This is a genomic window from Variovorax sp. 05L425, assembly GCF_056397705.1.
Window position 1 is genome coordinate 230506 of sequence record NZ_JBFTNY010000005.1, and the last position, 12954, is coordinate 243459.

General features: G+C 65.2%; 12 protein-coding genes. 1 reads left to right on the forward strand and 11 read right to left on the reverse strand.

All coding sequences use genetic code 11. The annotated features are described in order from the left end of the window. Positions 1-10: 10 nt before the first annotated feature. Positions 11-520 (forward strand): TPM domain-containing protein, encoded by a 510-nt coding sequence (locus AC1DN9_RS08480; RefSeq protein ID WP_478099089.1) that lies wholly within the window; start codon positions 11-13, stop codon positions 518-520. An 11-nt stretch (positions 521-531) separates the two neighbouring features. On the opposite strand, the gene AC1DN9_RS08485 is transcribed toward AC1DN9_RS08480, so the two are convergent. The 11 genes from AC1DN9_RS08485 to atpG form a co-directional block, all read right to left on the reverse strand. Continuing rightward, a complete protein-coding gene (locus AC1DN9_RS08485) occupies positions 532-1104 on the reverse strand; it encodes a Crp/Fnr family transcriptional regulator (protein ID WP_478099091.1) in 573 nt (190 codons plus the stop codon). Between the two features lie 31 nt (positions 1105-1135). Beyond that, positions 1136-2782: an ATP-dependent DNA ligase gene (locus AC1DN9_RS08490; RefSeq protein WP_478099093.1), complete on the reverse strand. Its 1647-nt coding sequence runs from the start codon at positions 2780-2782 to the stop codon at positions 1136-1138. Continuing rightward, positions 2779-3804, reverse strand: a complete 1026-nt coding sequence (locus AC1DN9_RS08495) for a ligase-associated DNA damage response exonuclease (RefSeq protein WP_478099095.1) — start codon at positions 3802-3804, stop codon at positions 2779-2781. The genes AC1DN9_RS08490 and AC1DN9_RS08495 overlap by 4 nt, the downstream gene beginning before the upstream one ends. A gap of 41 nt (positions 3805-3845) precedes the next feature. Continuing rightward, on the reverse strand, positions 3846-5012 hold the full coding sequence (locus tag AC1DN9_RS08500) for a Gfo/Idh/MocA family protein (RefSeq protein ID WP_478099097.1): 1167 nt from the start codon (positions 5010-5012) through the stop codon (positions 3846-3848). Between the two features lie 126 nt (positions 5013-5138). Further along, positions 5139-6104 carry a substrate-binding domain-containing protein gene (locus AC1DN9_RS08505; protein WP_478099099.1) on the reverse strand — a complete coding sequence of 322 codons (966 nt, stop codon included), beginning with the start codon at positions 6102-6104 and terminating at the stop codon, positions 5139-5141. Between the two features lie 67 nt (positions 6105-6171). Further along, positions 6172-7197, reverse strand: a complete 1026-nt coding sequence (locus tag AC1DN9_RS08510) for an ABC transporter permease (RefSeq protein WP_478099101.1) — start codon at positions 7195-7197, stop codon at positions 6172-6174. Further along, positions 7169-8698, reverse strand: a complete 1530-nt coding sequence (locus AC1DN9_RS08515) for a sugar ABC transporter ATP-binding protein (RefSeq protein ID WP_478099102.1) — start codon at positions 8696-8698, stop codon at positions 7169-7171. Before AC1DN9_RS08515 ends, AC1DN9_RS08510 begins: the two co-directional genes overlap by 29 nt. Continuing rightward, positions 8695-9864 (reverse strand): ROK family protein, encoded by a 1170-nt coding sequence (locus AC1DN9_RS08520; protein ID WP_478099170.1) that lies wholly within the window; start codon positions 9862-9864, stop codon positions 8695-8697. Before AC1DN9_RS08520 ends, AC1DN9_RS08515 begins: the two co-directional genes overlap by 4 nt. 306 nt (positions 9865-10170) lie before the next feature. Further along, positions 10171-10590, reverse strand: a complete 420-nt coding sequence (locus AC1DN9_RS08525) for a F0F1 ATP synthase subunit epsilon (protein ID WP_478099104.1) — start codon at positions 10588-10590, stop codon at positions 10171-10173. Between the two features lie 9 nt (positions 10591-10599). Beyond that, entirely contained in the window at positions 10600-12015 is a 1416-nt protein-coding gene (gene atpD, locus AC1DN9_RS08530) for a F0F1 ATP synthase subunit beta (RefSeq protein WP_478099106.1), read from the reverse strand. Positions 12016-12058: 43 nt separating this feature from the next. Beyond that, positions 12059-12934, reverse strand: a complete 876-nt coding sequence (atpG, locus tag AC1DN9_RS08535) for a F0F1 ATP synthase subunit gamma (RefSeq protein ID WP_478099107.1) — start codon at positions 12932-12934, stop codon at positions 12059-12061. Positions 12935-12954 lie beyond the last annotated feature (20 nt).

Genomic DNA, 12954 nt, shown 5'->3' on the forward strand with positions numbered 1-12954 from the left:
CATGGCATCGATGCTTTCCCGTTTCGCGCGGCTCTGGCGCCACCGGTGGGTCGATGAGGCCGAGGTGCGCAAGGCCTTGCCGCCCGAAGTGCTCGAACGCCTCGAACGCCGCGTGGGCGCGAGCGAACGACGGCACAGCGGAGAGATCCGCATCTGCGTCGAGGCCGGCCTGCCGATGTCCTACCTGTGGCGAGACGCGCCGCCGCGCGAGCGCGCCATCACGCTGTTCGGCAAGCTGGGGGTCTGGGACACGGAGCACAACAATGGCGTGCTGATCTACCTGCTGCTGGCCGAGCATGCGATCGAGATCGTGGCCGATCGCGGCATCGATTCGCGCGTGAGTGATGACGACTGGGCAGCCATGGCGAAACGCATGGGTGCGGCCTTTCGCGAAGGTCGATTCGAGGATGGCCTCACGCAGGCGCTCGAAGAAGTGTCGGCCCTGCTGGTCGAACACTTTCCGCTGGCCGAAGGCGAGGCCGACCGCAACGAACTCCCGGACGCGCCCGTCATCCTCTGAGGCGCTGCGCCTCAGTAGCCCTGGGCGTCCAGCAGCCTTCGGTTGACGGCGTGCACCGCATCCAGCTCGGATTGCAGGGCACGCGTGACCTGCGACAAGGTGCGCAGGCGCCGATTGCTTTCACGCAGACGGTCCGCGAGACCTTTCGACAACGCCAGTGCGAGCCGCGACGCCGCCGCAGGCTGCAACTTGATGAGCCCCATGAAGGCCTCGCGCGACAGCACGCCGAGCTTGACCTCCGTGAGCGCCGTGCAGGTGGCCGAACGCGGACCGCCGTCGAGCACGCCCATCTCGCCGATCAGGCTGCCCGGCCCGATGACGGAGATCACCACTTCTTCGCCCGGCAGTCCGGCGCTGGTGGCGCGCACCTGGCCATCGAGCACGAGCACCATGTAGTTGTTGTCCTCCGTGTCGCCTTCCTCGAACAGCAAGGTGTCGGGCAGGAGATGCACAGGTCGCATCACGTCGAGCACGAGCCGCGCCTCGTTGGGGGTCATGCCCATCATCGGCGCGGCCTGCGTGAGCATGTAGACGGCCTGCTCGCGCAAATCGACGGCGGGATAGGAGTCACGGGAATTGTCCATGCCGCATTGTCGGGCAGCCCCGCCTCGGCTGTCATGACGGCAGCAAGGTCTCCAACGTCTGGAGGGTGTCGGCCTCTTCCACCGGCTTGTCCTGGCGCCAGCGCAGCATCCGCGGGAAACGCACGGCGATGCCGCTCTTGTGCCGCGCGCTCCGTGCAATGCCCTCGAAACCGAGTTCGAAGACCAGCGTCGGCTTCACGCTGCGGACGGGGCCGAAGCTTTCGATCGTGGTCTTGCGGATCACCGCGTCCACGCTCGCCATTTCGGCATCGGTCAAGCCCGAATAGGCCTTGGCAAAAGGCACGAGCGTGCGGTCGGCGTTGTCGGGTGCGCTGTCCCACACCGCGAAGGTGTAGTCGCTGTAGAGGCTTGCGCGGCGCCCGTGCCCGCGTTGCGCGTAGACGAGTACGGCGTCGACGGAGAGTGGATCGATCTTCCATTTCCACCAGACACCGACGTCCTTGGTGCGCCCGACGCCATAGCGCGCGTCACGCTGCTTGAGCATGAATCCCTCGACCCCCATCGAACGCGCAGCTTCGCGTTGTCGCGCGAGATCCTGCCAAGTGTCGCCATGCAGCATGGGACTGGCGACGAGCGATGGATGCTGGGCGACGGTGACCAGTTCGTCGAGACGCCCCCGGCGCTCCTGCAGCGGCGAGTCGCGCAGATCGCGGCCCTCCCATTCGAGCAGGTCGTAGGCGAACAGCACGACAGGGATTTCGCGCAGCAGCTTCGGCGTCAGCGTCTTGCGTCCGATGCGCTTCTGCAGATCGGCAAAGGGTTGCACGCGGTCATCCCGCCAGACGACGATTTCGCCGTCGATCACCGTGCCGTCGGAAAGCGTTTCGCCCATTTGCGCGAGTTCGGGGAATCGATCGGTCACCAGTTCCTCGCCGCGGGACCACAGCCATACCTGGCCGGCGCGCTTGACCAGTTGGGCGCGGATGCCGTCCCATTTCCACTCGACGATCCACGCCGAAGGCGCACCGAGCGTGGCATCGAACTCATCGAGCGGATTGTTGAAAGGATGCGCGAGAAAGAACGGATAGGGCTGTCCACTCGTCTGCTGATCCAGTTCGCCGGTGTTCTCGGGCGCGATCAGCGCGGCATAGTCGGCGGCGGTCGGCTGGCCGCCGATGTTCGTGTAGCCCATCAGCCTCTGTGCGACACGCTTGGCATCGAGCGCACCGACTGCGGCGAGTGCCTGGGTCACCTGCAGGCGCGACACACCGACGCGGAACGCGCCCGTGATCAGCTTGAAGTAGACGAGCCTCTCCTCCGGCGCCAATTGCCGCCATTGCCGGCGCAATGCATCCGACAGGGCCTCCGGCGTCATCTTGCGCAGCGGCAGAAGGTGCTGTTCGACCCAGTCCGCCAACCCCAGGTCGTGCGCTTCCGTGGGCGGCGGCAACAGCAGCGAGATGGTTTCCGCCAGGTCGCCGACGGCTTCGTAGCTTTCGTCGAACAACCATTCCGGCAGGCCCGCGGCTTCTTGTGCCAGGAGTCTCAACAGCTTGGTCGGCACGAGCTGGCGCGGCTTTCCGCCTGCGAGAAAGTAGACGGCCCATGCGGCGTCCTTCGCCGCCGCGACTTGCAGGTAGCGCTGAAGCGCCGCCTGCTTCGCGAGACTGGAGGTCGTCGCATCCAGGTCTCGGTAGAGCGCGGCGAATGCCTTCATGGCGCCGCGACCGCCGTGCCGGTCGGCTCCAGGTCCTCGTCGCCGTACTCTGTCTCGAAGCCTTGCGCGTCGAGCCCCAACTCACCGAGCCAACGTACCATCACGGCCACGTTGCCGTGCGTGACGATGACGCGCCCCGCGCCGGTTCCCGCGATGGCTGCTTGCAATCCCGCCCAATCAGCGTGATCGGACATCACGAAGCCCCGATCCACCCCGCGACGGCGCCGCGTGCCACGCAGTTGCATCCAGCCGCTGGCGAAGGCATCGGCGTAGTTGCCGAAGCGGCGCATCCAGGGCGAACCGTGGGCCGAGGGGGGTGCAAGCACGAGCGCTTTCTTGAGCAACGCCGCATCGACGCCTGCATCTGTCGCGCGCAGCGTCGGCGGCAACGCCACGCCAGCCGCACGGTAGACGTCGTTCAATGCCTCGACCGCGCCGTGAACCACGATCGGCCCGATCGTCGCATCGACGCCATGCAGGATGCGCTGCGCCTTGCCGAAGGCGTAGCACAGCAGCACCGAGGCCCTCCCCTGCGCCGCGTTGGCGCGCCACCAGTCGTTGATCTCTGCAAAGAGTTTCGCCTGTGCGGGCCAGCGGTAGATCGGCAAGCCGAAGGTCGATTCGGTGATGAAGGTGTCGCAAGGGACAGGCTCGAACGGCGAGCAGGTGCCATCGGCTTCGGGCTTGTAGTCGCCCGACGCGACCCACACGCGCCCGTCATGTTCAAGGCGAATCTGGGCAGACCCCAGCACATGGCCGGCCGGGTGGAGCGAAATTCGTACGCCGTGATGCACGATCGCCTCGCCGTAGGGCAAGGTCTGCAACGTGATCTCACCGAGCCGGACGCGCAGCGTGCCTTCGCTATCGGTGTGCGCCAGATAGTGACCGTGGCCGATACGCGCGTGGTCAGAGTGCGCATGCGTGATCACCGCACGATCGACCGGCCGCCATGGGTCGATGTAGAAATCGCCCGGCGGGCAGTAGAGCCCTTCGGGGCGGGCAATGACGAGGTCGCGCGACACCTCGCCAGCTTAAGCCGACGGGGCCGTTCTGGTCATGTCGGCTACCACCCCGTCCACTTGACCGTGCTGGCGGACGAAGTCACCGTGCGTTCGATGAAACGCACGCCACGCGCACCGTCCTCCACCCGCGGATAGTCCGTCGAGAGCGGATCGGCAGCCACGCCCGCCAACCGCGCACGGATATCCGCGACCACGCCGCCGTAGATATTGGCAAAGGCTTCGATGAAACCTTCCGGATGCCCAGTCGGCAGCCGACTCGCGCGCCGCGCCGATTCGCAAAGCCAGCTTCCGCCGCGCGTGAAGACGCGCTTCGGCCCGTCGTGCGGCAGATGCGTCAGCTCGCTGGGTCGCTCCTGGTGCCACTCCAGCGTGCCGAGCGCGCCGGAAACGCGCAGCCGCAAGTCGTTCTCGAGGCCGGTGCTGATCTGTGATGCGATCAACACCCCTCGTGCCCCACCGCGAAACCTCAACAGCATGCTGCCGTCATCATCGAGCGGACGCCCCGGCACCAGCGAACTCAGGTCGGCGCAGAGGCTTTCGATCTCCAGCCCCGTGACGGTCGCGACAAGGTTCTCCGCATGCGAGCCGATGTCGCCAATCGCCCCGGCCGCCCCGCTTTGTGCAGGATCGCTGCGCCAAGCCGCCTGCTTGTTGCCCGAGTCTTCCAGCCGCGCTGCGAGCCACCCCTGGTTGTATTCGACGACCACCTTCCGGATCTCGCCGAGTTCACCCGACCGCACCATCTCCCGCGCCTGCCGAACCATCGGATAGCCGGTGTAGTTGTAGGTCACGCCAAACACCGTGCCCTGCCGCGCCACCGCCGCCACCAGCGCATCCGCCTGTTCGCGCGTATGCACCAGCGGCTTGTCGCAAACGACGTGGAAGCCCGCATCGACAAACGCCTGCGCCACCGGATAGTGCATGTGGTTCGGCGTGACGATCGAGACGAAGTCGATCCGCTCATCCGCCGGCCGCTTGAGCTCGTCATCCAGAAGACTGCGCCAGTCCCCATGGTTGCGGTCCTCCGCCAGAAACAGATCGCGCCCCGAGGCCTTCGCCTTCTCCGGACTCGAAGAAAGCGCCCCCGCCACCAGCTCGACCTGCCCGTCGAGCGCCATCGCCTTGCGATGCACCGCCCCAATGAAAGCATCGCGCCCCCCGCCAACCATGGCGTAGCGCAGCTTGCGTTGAAAGTTATCTTGGTTCATGGAATTCCAAGCGCCGCGAAGCGCGCCCTTCAAGAAACACCGCGGAACCGGCTTTGCCGGGCCGCTGGTGTTGCCCCCGGTAGGGGGTGGGCGGCTACACGAAGTGAGCCAACCTGGKGGCGAGCCTTAGAAAGGTGAATCCGGGTGATAGAAGCTCTTGGCGTTGTCCTTCGTGATCAGCACCGAAGGAATGATCGTCGTCGCCGGCAGCTTCTCGCCCTTCAGCCGCGCCTCGGCCGTGAGCTTGATCGCGTCGTAGATGAACTTGGGCGAATAGCTCACGTCGGCGTCGATGCGCGGGTCCTTGCCGTCGATGATGGTCTTGACCATACCCTTGGCACCCGCGCCGCCGAAAACGATCTTGATGTCGTTGCGCTTGGCCTGCTCGACGGCCTTCAGCACGCCGACCGCCATGTCGTCGTCGGCGGCCCAGATGGCGTCGATGTCCTTGAAGCGCGTCAAATAGTCCTGCGTGACCTTGAAGGCATCGTCGCGGTTCCAATTGGCGTACTTGGCATCGAGAATCTTGATGTCCGGGTAGTTCTTCATCACGCTGTTGAAGGCGTCCATGCGCTCGTTGTCGAGCGTGGTCGGGATGCCACGCAGCGCGACGACATTGCCCTTGCCGCCCAGCTTCTTCGCGATGTATTCGGCCGGGATCTTGCCGAAGGCCGTGTTGTCGCCGGCCACGTAGGCGTCCTGTGCGCTGGTGTCGGTGAGGCCGCGGTCGACCACGGTCACGTAGGTGCCCTTGGCCTTGACCTGCGCCACCGGCTTGGTGAGCGCTGCCGATTCGAACGGGAAGATCACGAGCGCGTTGATCTTGGTGACGGTCGACAGATCCTGCAATTGATTGGCCTGCTCGGGCGCATTGGCGGCCGTCTTGATCGTGATCTTCAGGTCCTTGTGTTCCTTCTCGAGATCCTTCTTGGCTTGCTCGGCCCAGTAGTTGATGCCGCCCATGAAGCTGTGCGTCGCCGCGGGGATCGATACGCCGAGATTGACCGGTTCGGCGGCCGCGAGGACCGGGAAGGCCGCAATGGCCGCGGCGGCAACGGCGCTCAAGGCGATGCGTCGGGTAATGGAAGTCATGCTGCTTGTCTCCTTTGGATAGATGGAACGGAACGGACGGGAAACGCTGGAAACGCTGAAAACATGGCTAACGGCGCCCTCTCTGCAGGAAGGCGACGACGATGATCACGAAGCCCTGCACCGCGGCGTTGAGGTACACGCTGATGATGCTGGTGAGGTTCAGGATGTTGCTGATGACCGAGAGAAGGATCGCGCCGATCACCGTGCCGACGACGCTGCCCGAGCCGCCCTTGAGCGCGGTGCCGCCGACGATCACCGCGGCGATGGCTTCGAGCTCCCACAGCAGGCCGGTGGTCGGGGATGCGGAACCGAGCCGGGGCACGTAGAGCAAGGTTGCGATGCCGACGCACACGCCGAGCAGAACGTAGGTCAGGATCTTCACGTTGTCGACGCCGACGGCCGCGTAGCGCGCGACCTGTTCGTTGGAGCCGATTGCCTGCACATAGCGGCCGTAGGCCGTGCGATTGAGGATCACGCCGCCAATGACCGCGACGACCAGGAACACCCACACCGGCACCGGAATGCCGAGCAGGCTCGCGTAGTACACCGGCGCGTAAAGGTCCGACAGGTCGTTGTCGAGCGTCAGCGCGCCGCCGTTGGCGAAGTAGGTCAGGTAGGCGCGGAAGATCCCGAGCGTGCCCAGCGTCACGATGAAGGGTTCGATGCGCCCCTTGGTGATGAGCAGCCCGTGCGCGAGCCCGAACACCGCGCCGAGCACCACCGCGAGGACCGCGCCCAGCATCACCGCCAGCAACGGCGAACCAAGCGCTGGCCCCATGGCGTTGATGAACATGATCACGCAACCCGCGATCAGCGCCGCCATCGAACCCACGGAGAGGTCGATGCCGCCCGAGATGATCACGAAGCACATCCCGACCGCGATGATGCCGATGAAGGCCGTGCGCGTGAGCACGTTCATCGCGTTGTCGAGCGTCGCGAAGTCGCTGTTGAGCAGCGTCCCCGCGATGCAAAGCAGCACCAGCCCGATCACGGGGCCGAGGCCGTGCAGACGCTCGGTCCAGCGCGGCCGGGCCTCGCTGCGGTGCGCGGGCTGAGCTTGCGGGTCAGCGCTCTGGGGCTGTTCCAGTGGCATGAGCGATCAGCTCCTCTTCGGTGAGATGTTCGGCGTCGAGCGTGGTGACGAGACGGCCTGCGCGCATCACGGCAACGCGATGGCACAGCCCGATCAGTTCCATCAGTTCGGATGACACGACGATGACGGCCAGCCCTTGCCGGGCGAGCCGCTGGATCAGGAAATAGATGTCGCGCTTGGCGCCGACGTCGACACCGCGCGTCGGCTCGTCGAGCACGACAACCTTCGGCTGAGGCTGCAGCACTTTCGCAAGCGCGAGCTTCTGCTGGTTGCCGCCGGACAGCGACGAGGCGCGCGCATCGAGGTTGCCGGTGCGGATGCCGTAGTCCTTCACGGCCTCGGCCAGCGCGGCCCGTTCCGCGTCGGGCTTGAGCCACGGTGTGGCGTAACGCTCAAGGGCCATCAGCGTGAGGTTCTGCCGCAGGCCGAGATGGACGTGCAAGCCCTTACCCTTGCGGTCCTCGCTGAGATAGGTCAGGCCGTGTTTCGCGGCGTCGCGCGGATTGCGAAACTGAACGGCGCGGCCCCCGATCTCGACCACGCCGCTGGCCGGGCGCAAGCCGAGCAGGCCTTCGAACAACTCTGTGCGGCCAGCGCCCACCAGGCCGGCAAAGCCGAGGATCTCGCCGCGGCGAACTTCGAAACTGGCGCTGTCGGCCCAGCCCGGCACCGTGAAGTTGCGCACCTGCATCGCGGGGGCGGCGCTGGCGACGACCGCGTCCCGCGGCGGATAGAGATCGGCCAGTTCGCGGCCGACCATCAGGTTGGCCATCTGGTGCCGCGTGACGTCGGAGGTCGGCGCACGCGCCACGAAGCGACCGTCGCGCATCACGATGACTTCGTCGGTCACGCGCTCCACCTCGTCGAGCTTGTGCGAGATGTAGACGATGGTCACGCCGTCTGCACGCAATTGGGCGATCAGCTTGAAGAGGCGCTCGGTTTCCCCCGGAGTGAGAGTCGCGGTGGGCTCGTCCATGATCAGCAGGCGGGCGTGGCGCGAAATGGCCTTGGCGATTTCCACCATCTGCTTTTCGGCGACGATCAGCCGGCGCACCTTGGTCGTCGGATCGATCCGAAGTCCGACTTGGGCCAGTGCCGCGGCGGAGTCGCGCACCATGGCCGCATCGTCGAGCAGCCAGCCCTTTCGCTTTTCGTGCCCCAGGAAGATGTTCTGCGCCACGCTCAAGTCTTCGGCGAGGTTGAACTCTTGGTGGATCAGCACGATGCCCAGCGCTTCGGCATCGCGCGAACTGTGGAACATCTGCAGTTCGCCGTTGACGCGCAGGCTGCCGCCGCTCGGCGACTCGTAGCCGGCGAGGATCTTCATCAGCGTCGATTTGCCCGCGCCGTTTTCGCCGAGCAGGCCGTAGACGCGGCCTGGCGCCAACGAAAAGCTGACACCATGCAGCACCTGTACCGGGCCGAAGGATTTCTCGACGTTTTCGAATTCCACCGCGACGGCGGCCTTCACGAGCGAGGGCTTGGCGGCGGTTGCCTTCATGGCGCCACGCCTCGCACCTTGAGGGTCTCCTGCATGGCCAGGACGCCCGCGCCGATCAAGCCGCCCTGCCCTTCGAGCGGCGTGTACTGGATCTCCAGATGCCTCGTGGACAGCGCCAGCGAACGTTGATAGACGCTCTGCCGCACGGCAGCGAGGAACAGCGGCCCGATGCGCGTGATGCCCCCGCCGATGAAGACGTGCGACGGATTGAAGAAATTGACGATCGACGCGAGCATCTGCCCGATGAGGCTGCCCGCGCGCTGCACGATGGCGTTGGCCGCCGCGTCGCCGGCGCGGCTCGCCTGGCCGACATCGGTGGCCTCGATGCGGCCTTGCGTGCGAAGACATTCGGCCAACGCGGCGCTTTCGCCGGCCTCAGCGGCCTCGACCGCCATGCGCGTGATCGCCGGACCGGCCGCCATCGCCTCGACGCATCCCAGGTTGCCGCAGTGGCAGCGCGGTCCTTCCTGATCAACGCAGATATGGCCGACATCGCCCGCAGAGCCTGCTGCGCCCCGATACACCTCGCCGTGGCACACGATGCCGCAGCCGATGCCGGTGCCGACCTTGATCACGAGGAAGTTGGAAAGCGAACGCTTCAGCCGCCAGAGTTCACCGAGCGCCATCAGGTTGACGTCGTTGTCCACGAAGACCGGCGCAGCGTAGTCCTCGCGCAGGTAGTCGCGGATGGAAAAGCTGTCCCACGCCGGCATCAGCGGCGGGTTCACGAGCTGCCCGATCTCGAAGTTGACCGGCCCTGGCACACCGATGCCGATACCGATCACGTCTTTGGCCTCGAAGCCCGCCCTCTGAAGCAGTTCCCGGATCAGACTGCGGACGCGAGCCAGCACCACGCCCGGCCCTTCGCGCACATCGGCCGGCTCTGCGTGATGGGCCAGTACGCTCAGATTGGGTGCGAGGACGGCGACATCGAGACTGGTCGCGCCGATGTCCACGCCCACCAACACGCCAAGCCCTGCATGCAACTGGAGGTTCTCGGGACGCCGCCCGCCGGTGGAACGCTGGAGCCCCGCCTCGGCCAAAAGCCCCTGCTCGACGAGCCCCGCGATCAGCGAGTTCGCCTTGCTCTTGGAGAAGCCCAACTCGTCCGCCATGCGATGGCGCGAGCCGCCGGCCGACCAGAAGGTCGTCTCCAGCAGCTGCAGCTCATCCGTCGTCAGGCGACTCCAGGGGCTCACGTTTTGTCTCCGTCTTGTTCTTGTCCGCTTCGGCCACGATGAGAACCGAAGCGAAGCCGAATACTATGAGCGGAGCTTCAGCCAAACAAGACTTAACTTCGACCAAATCAAGATCGAAGACGAAGTTTGTCGATGCTCGGAACGAAGAAAGCCGCCCGAAGGCGGCTTTCTTGATCCAGAAACACCGCGGAACCGGCTTGGCCGGGCCGCTGGTGTTGCCCCCGGTAGGGGGTGGGCGCCCGGACACGAAGTGCCGGGCAACCTGGGGGCGAGTTATTTCTTTTCGCGGTACTTGCGCAAGGCAGCCAGTTGAGCGGCCATCACGGCAAGTTCCGACTGCGCCATCGCGATGTCAATATCGGTCTTGGCGTTCTTCAGCGCTTCTTCGGCGGCGGCCTTGGCGACATTCGCCTTCTCGTCGTCGAGGTCCTTGCCGCGGATCGCGGTGTCGGACAGCACGGTCACCGAGGTAGGCTGCACTTCCAGGATGCCGCCGGCTACGAAGACGAATTCCTCCCCGCCGTCAGCCGTCTCGATGCGCACGGCGCCGGGGCGGATGCGCGTGATCAGCGGCGTGTGGCGCGGGTAGATGCCGAGTTCGCCGACTTCGCCGGGGAGCGCGACGAACTTGGCCTCGCCCGAGAAGATGGACTCCTCGGCGCTGACCACGTCCACGTGAATGGTGCCTGCCATGGTGATTCCTTAAGCGACCTTCTTGGCCTTCTCGAACGCTTCGTCGATGCCGCCCACCATGTAGAACGCTTGTTCCGGCAGGTGGTCGGCTTCGCCGTTCACGATCATCTTGAAGCCGCGGATGGTCTCGGACAGCGGCACGTATTTGCCGGGCGAGCCCGTGAACACTTCAGCGACGTGGAAAGGCTGCGACAGGAAGCGCTGGATCTTCCGGGCGCGAGCCACGGCCAGCTTGTCTTCCGGTGCCAGTTCGTCCATGCCCAGAATCGCGATGATGTCGCGCAGTTCCTTGTAGCGCTGCAGCGTGCCTTGCACGGAGCGGGCCACGTTGTAGTGCTCTTCGCCAACCACCAGCGGATCGAGCTGGCGTGAGGTCGAGTCGAGCGGGTCCACGGCAGGGTAGATACCGAGCGAGGCAATGTCACGCGACAGCACCACGGTCGAGTCCAGGTGGGCGAAGGTCGTGGCGGGCGACGGGTCGGTCAAGTCATCGGCCGGCACGTAAACGGCCTGGATCGAGGTGATCGAGCCGACCTTGGTCGACGTGATCCGCTCTTGCAGACGGCCCATTTCCTCGGCCAGCGTCGGTTGGTAGCCCACGGCGGAAGGCATGCGGCCCAGCAGAGCCGACACTTCGGTACCGGCCAGCGTGTAGCGGTAGATGTTGTCGACGAAGAAAAGCACGTCACGGCCTTCGTCGCGGAACGACTCGGCGATGGTCAGGCCGGTCAGCGCCACGCGCAGACGGTTGCCCGGGGGCTCGTTCATCTGGCCGTAGACCATGGCCACCTTCGAGTCCTCGAGCTTCTCGAGGTTCACGACGCCGGAGTCGGCCATCTCGTGATAGAAGTCGTTCCCTTCGCGAGTGCGCTCACCCACGCCGGCAAACACGGACAGACCCGAGTGCGCCTTGGCGATGTTGTTGATGAGCTCCATCATGTTCACGGTCTTGCCCACGCCGGCGCCGCCGAACAGGCCCACCTTGCCGCCCTTGGCGAACGGGCAAACCAGGTCGATCACCTTGATGCCGGTTTCGAGCAGGTCTTGCGAGGGCGAGAGTTCGTCGTATTCAGGTGCCTTGCGGTGGATGGAAGCCTGGAGTTCCTGGCCCACGGGGCCGCGCTCGTCGATGGGACGACCCAGCACGTCCATGATGCGACCCAGCGTCGCCTTGCCGACGGGCACCGTGATCGGTGCGCCGGTGTTGGTCACGATCAGGCCGCGACGCAGGCCGTCGGACGAGCCGAGCGCAATCGTGCGCACCACGCCGTCGCCGAGTTGCTGCTGCACCTCGAGGGTCAGCCCGCCGCTTTCGTACTTCAGGGCGTCGTAGATCTTGGGCATCTTGTCGCGCGGAAACTCCACGTCGACCACGGCGCCGATACATTGAACGATCTTGCCTTGAACTGCTTCTGCTTGAGCCATGTCTGCTCCGATAAAAATTTAAATCTGTTGAGGTCCGAAGGGCTCAGACGCCCGCGGCCGCCGCGGCGCCGGAAACGATCTCCGAAAGCTCTTTGGTGATCCCTGCCTGGCGGGTCTTGTTGTAGACCAGCTTGAGTTCGTTGATCACGTTGCCCGCGTTGTCGGTGGCCGACTTCATGGCGACCATGCGTGCCGACTGCTCCGACGCCATGTTCTCGGCCACGGCCTGGTACACGAGCGATTCCACGTAGCGCACCAGCAGCTCATCGATCACGCTCTGCGCATCGGGCTCGTAGATGTAGTCCCACGAGTGCTGGCCCTTCTCGACCTTCAGCGAGTCGGCCTGCAGCGGCAGCAGTTGCTCGACCACCGACTCCTGGCGCATCGTATTGATGAACTTGGTGTAGCAGAGGTAGACCGCGCTGAGCTTGCCTTCGGCATACGCATCGAGCAGAACCTTGACGGGGCCGATCAGCTTGTCGAGGTGCGGCGTGTCGCCCAGTTGGGTGACATGCGACACCACGCGCGCGCCGACACGATTCAGGAAACCCAGGCCCTTGTTGCCGATTGCCACCGCCTCGATGGCGACACCGGCCGACTGCTCTTCGCGCATCTTGGTGGTCAAGGCGCGAAGCACGTTGGTGTTCATGCCGCCGCACAGGCCCTTGTCGGTCGTGACAAGGATGAAGCCCGATGCTTTCGCGTCGTGCGTCTTCATGAAGGCGTGCGTGTACTCCGGGTTCGCGTGGCCGAGATTGGCCGCGATGTTGCGGATCTTCTCGCTGTAGGGGCGGGCGGCACGCATGCGTTCCTGCGCCTTGCGCATCTTCGACGCGGCCACCATTTCCATGGCCTTGGTGATCTTCTTGGTGTTCTCCACCGATTTGATCTTGCCGCGGATTTCCTTACCAGCTGCCATTGGGGCTCCTTACTTGGTCG

What these genes read in the sequence shown, in the direction of transcription:
- AC1DN9_RS08480 (WP_478099089.1), top strand. Translation starts at nt 11, where the DNA reads ATGCTTTCCCGTTTCGCGCGGCTCTGGCGCCACCGGTGGGTCGATGAG.
- AC1DN9_RS08485 (WP_478099091.1), bottom strand. Translation starts at nt 1,104, where the DNA reads ATGGACAATTCCCGTGACTCCTATCCCGCCGTCGATTTGCGCGAGCAG.
- AC1DN9_RS08490 (WP_478099093.1), bottom strand. Translation starts at nt 2,782, where the DNA reads ATGAAGGCATTCGCCGCGCTCTACCGAGACCTGGATGCGACGACCTCC.
- AC1DN9_RS08500 (WP_478099097.1), bottom strand. Translation starts at nt 5,012, where the DNA reads ATGAACCAAGATAACTTTCAACGCAAGCTGCGCTACGCCATGGTTGGC.
- AC1DN9_RS08505 (WP_478099099.1), bottom strand. Translation starts at nt 6,104, where the DNA reads ATGACTTCCATTACCCGACGCATCGCCTTGAGCGCCGTTGCCGCCGCG.
- AC1DN9_RS08510 (WP_478099101.1), bottom strand. Translation starts at nt 7,197, where the DNA reads ATGCCACTGGAACAGCCCCAGAGCGCTGACCCGCAAGCTCAGCCCGCG.
- AC1DN9_RS08515 (WP_478099102.1), bottom strand. Translation starts at nt 8,698, where the DNA reads ATGAAGGCAACCGCCGCCAAGCCCTCGCTCGTGAAGGCCGCCGTCGCG.
- AC1DN9_RS08525 (WP_478099104.1), bottom strand. Translation starts at nt 10,590, where the DNA reads ATGGCAGGCACCATTCACGTGGACGTGGTCAGCGCCGAGGAGTCCATC.
- atpD (WP_478099106.1), bottom strand. Translation starts at nt 12,015, where the DNA reads ATGGCTCAAGCAGAAGCAGTTCAAGGCAAGATCGTTCAATGTATCGGC.
- atpG (WP_478099107.1), bottom strand. Translation starts at nt 12,934, where the DNA reads ATGGCAGCTGGTAAGGAAATCCGCGGCAAGATCAAATCGGTGGAGAAC.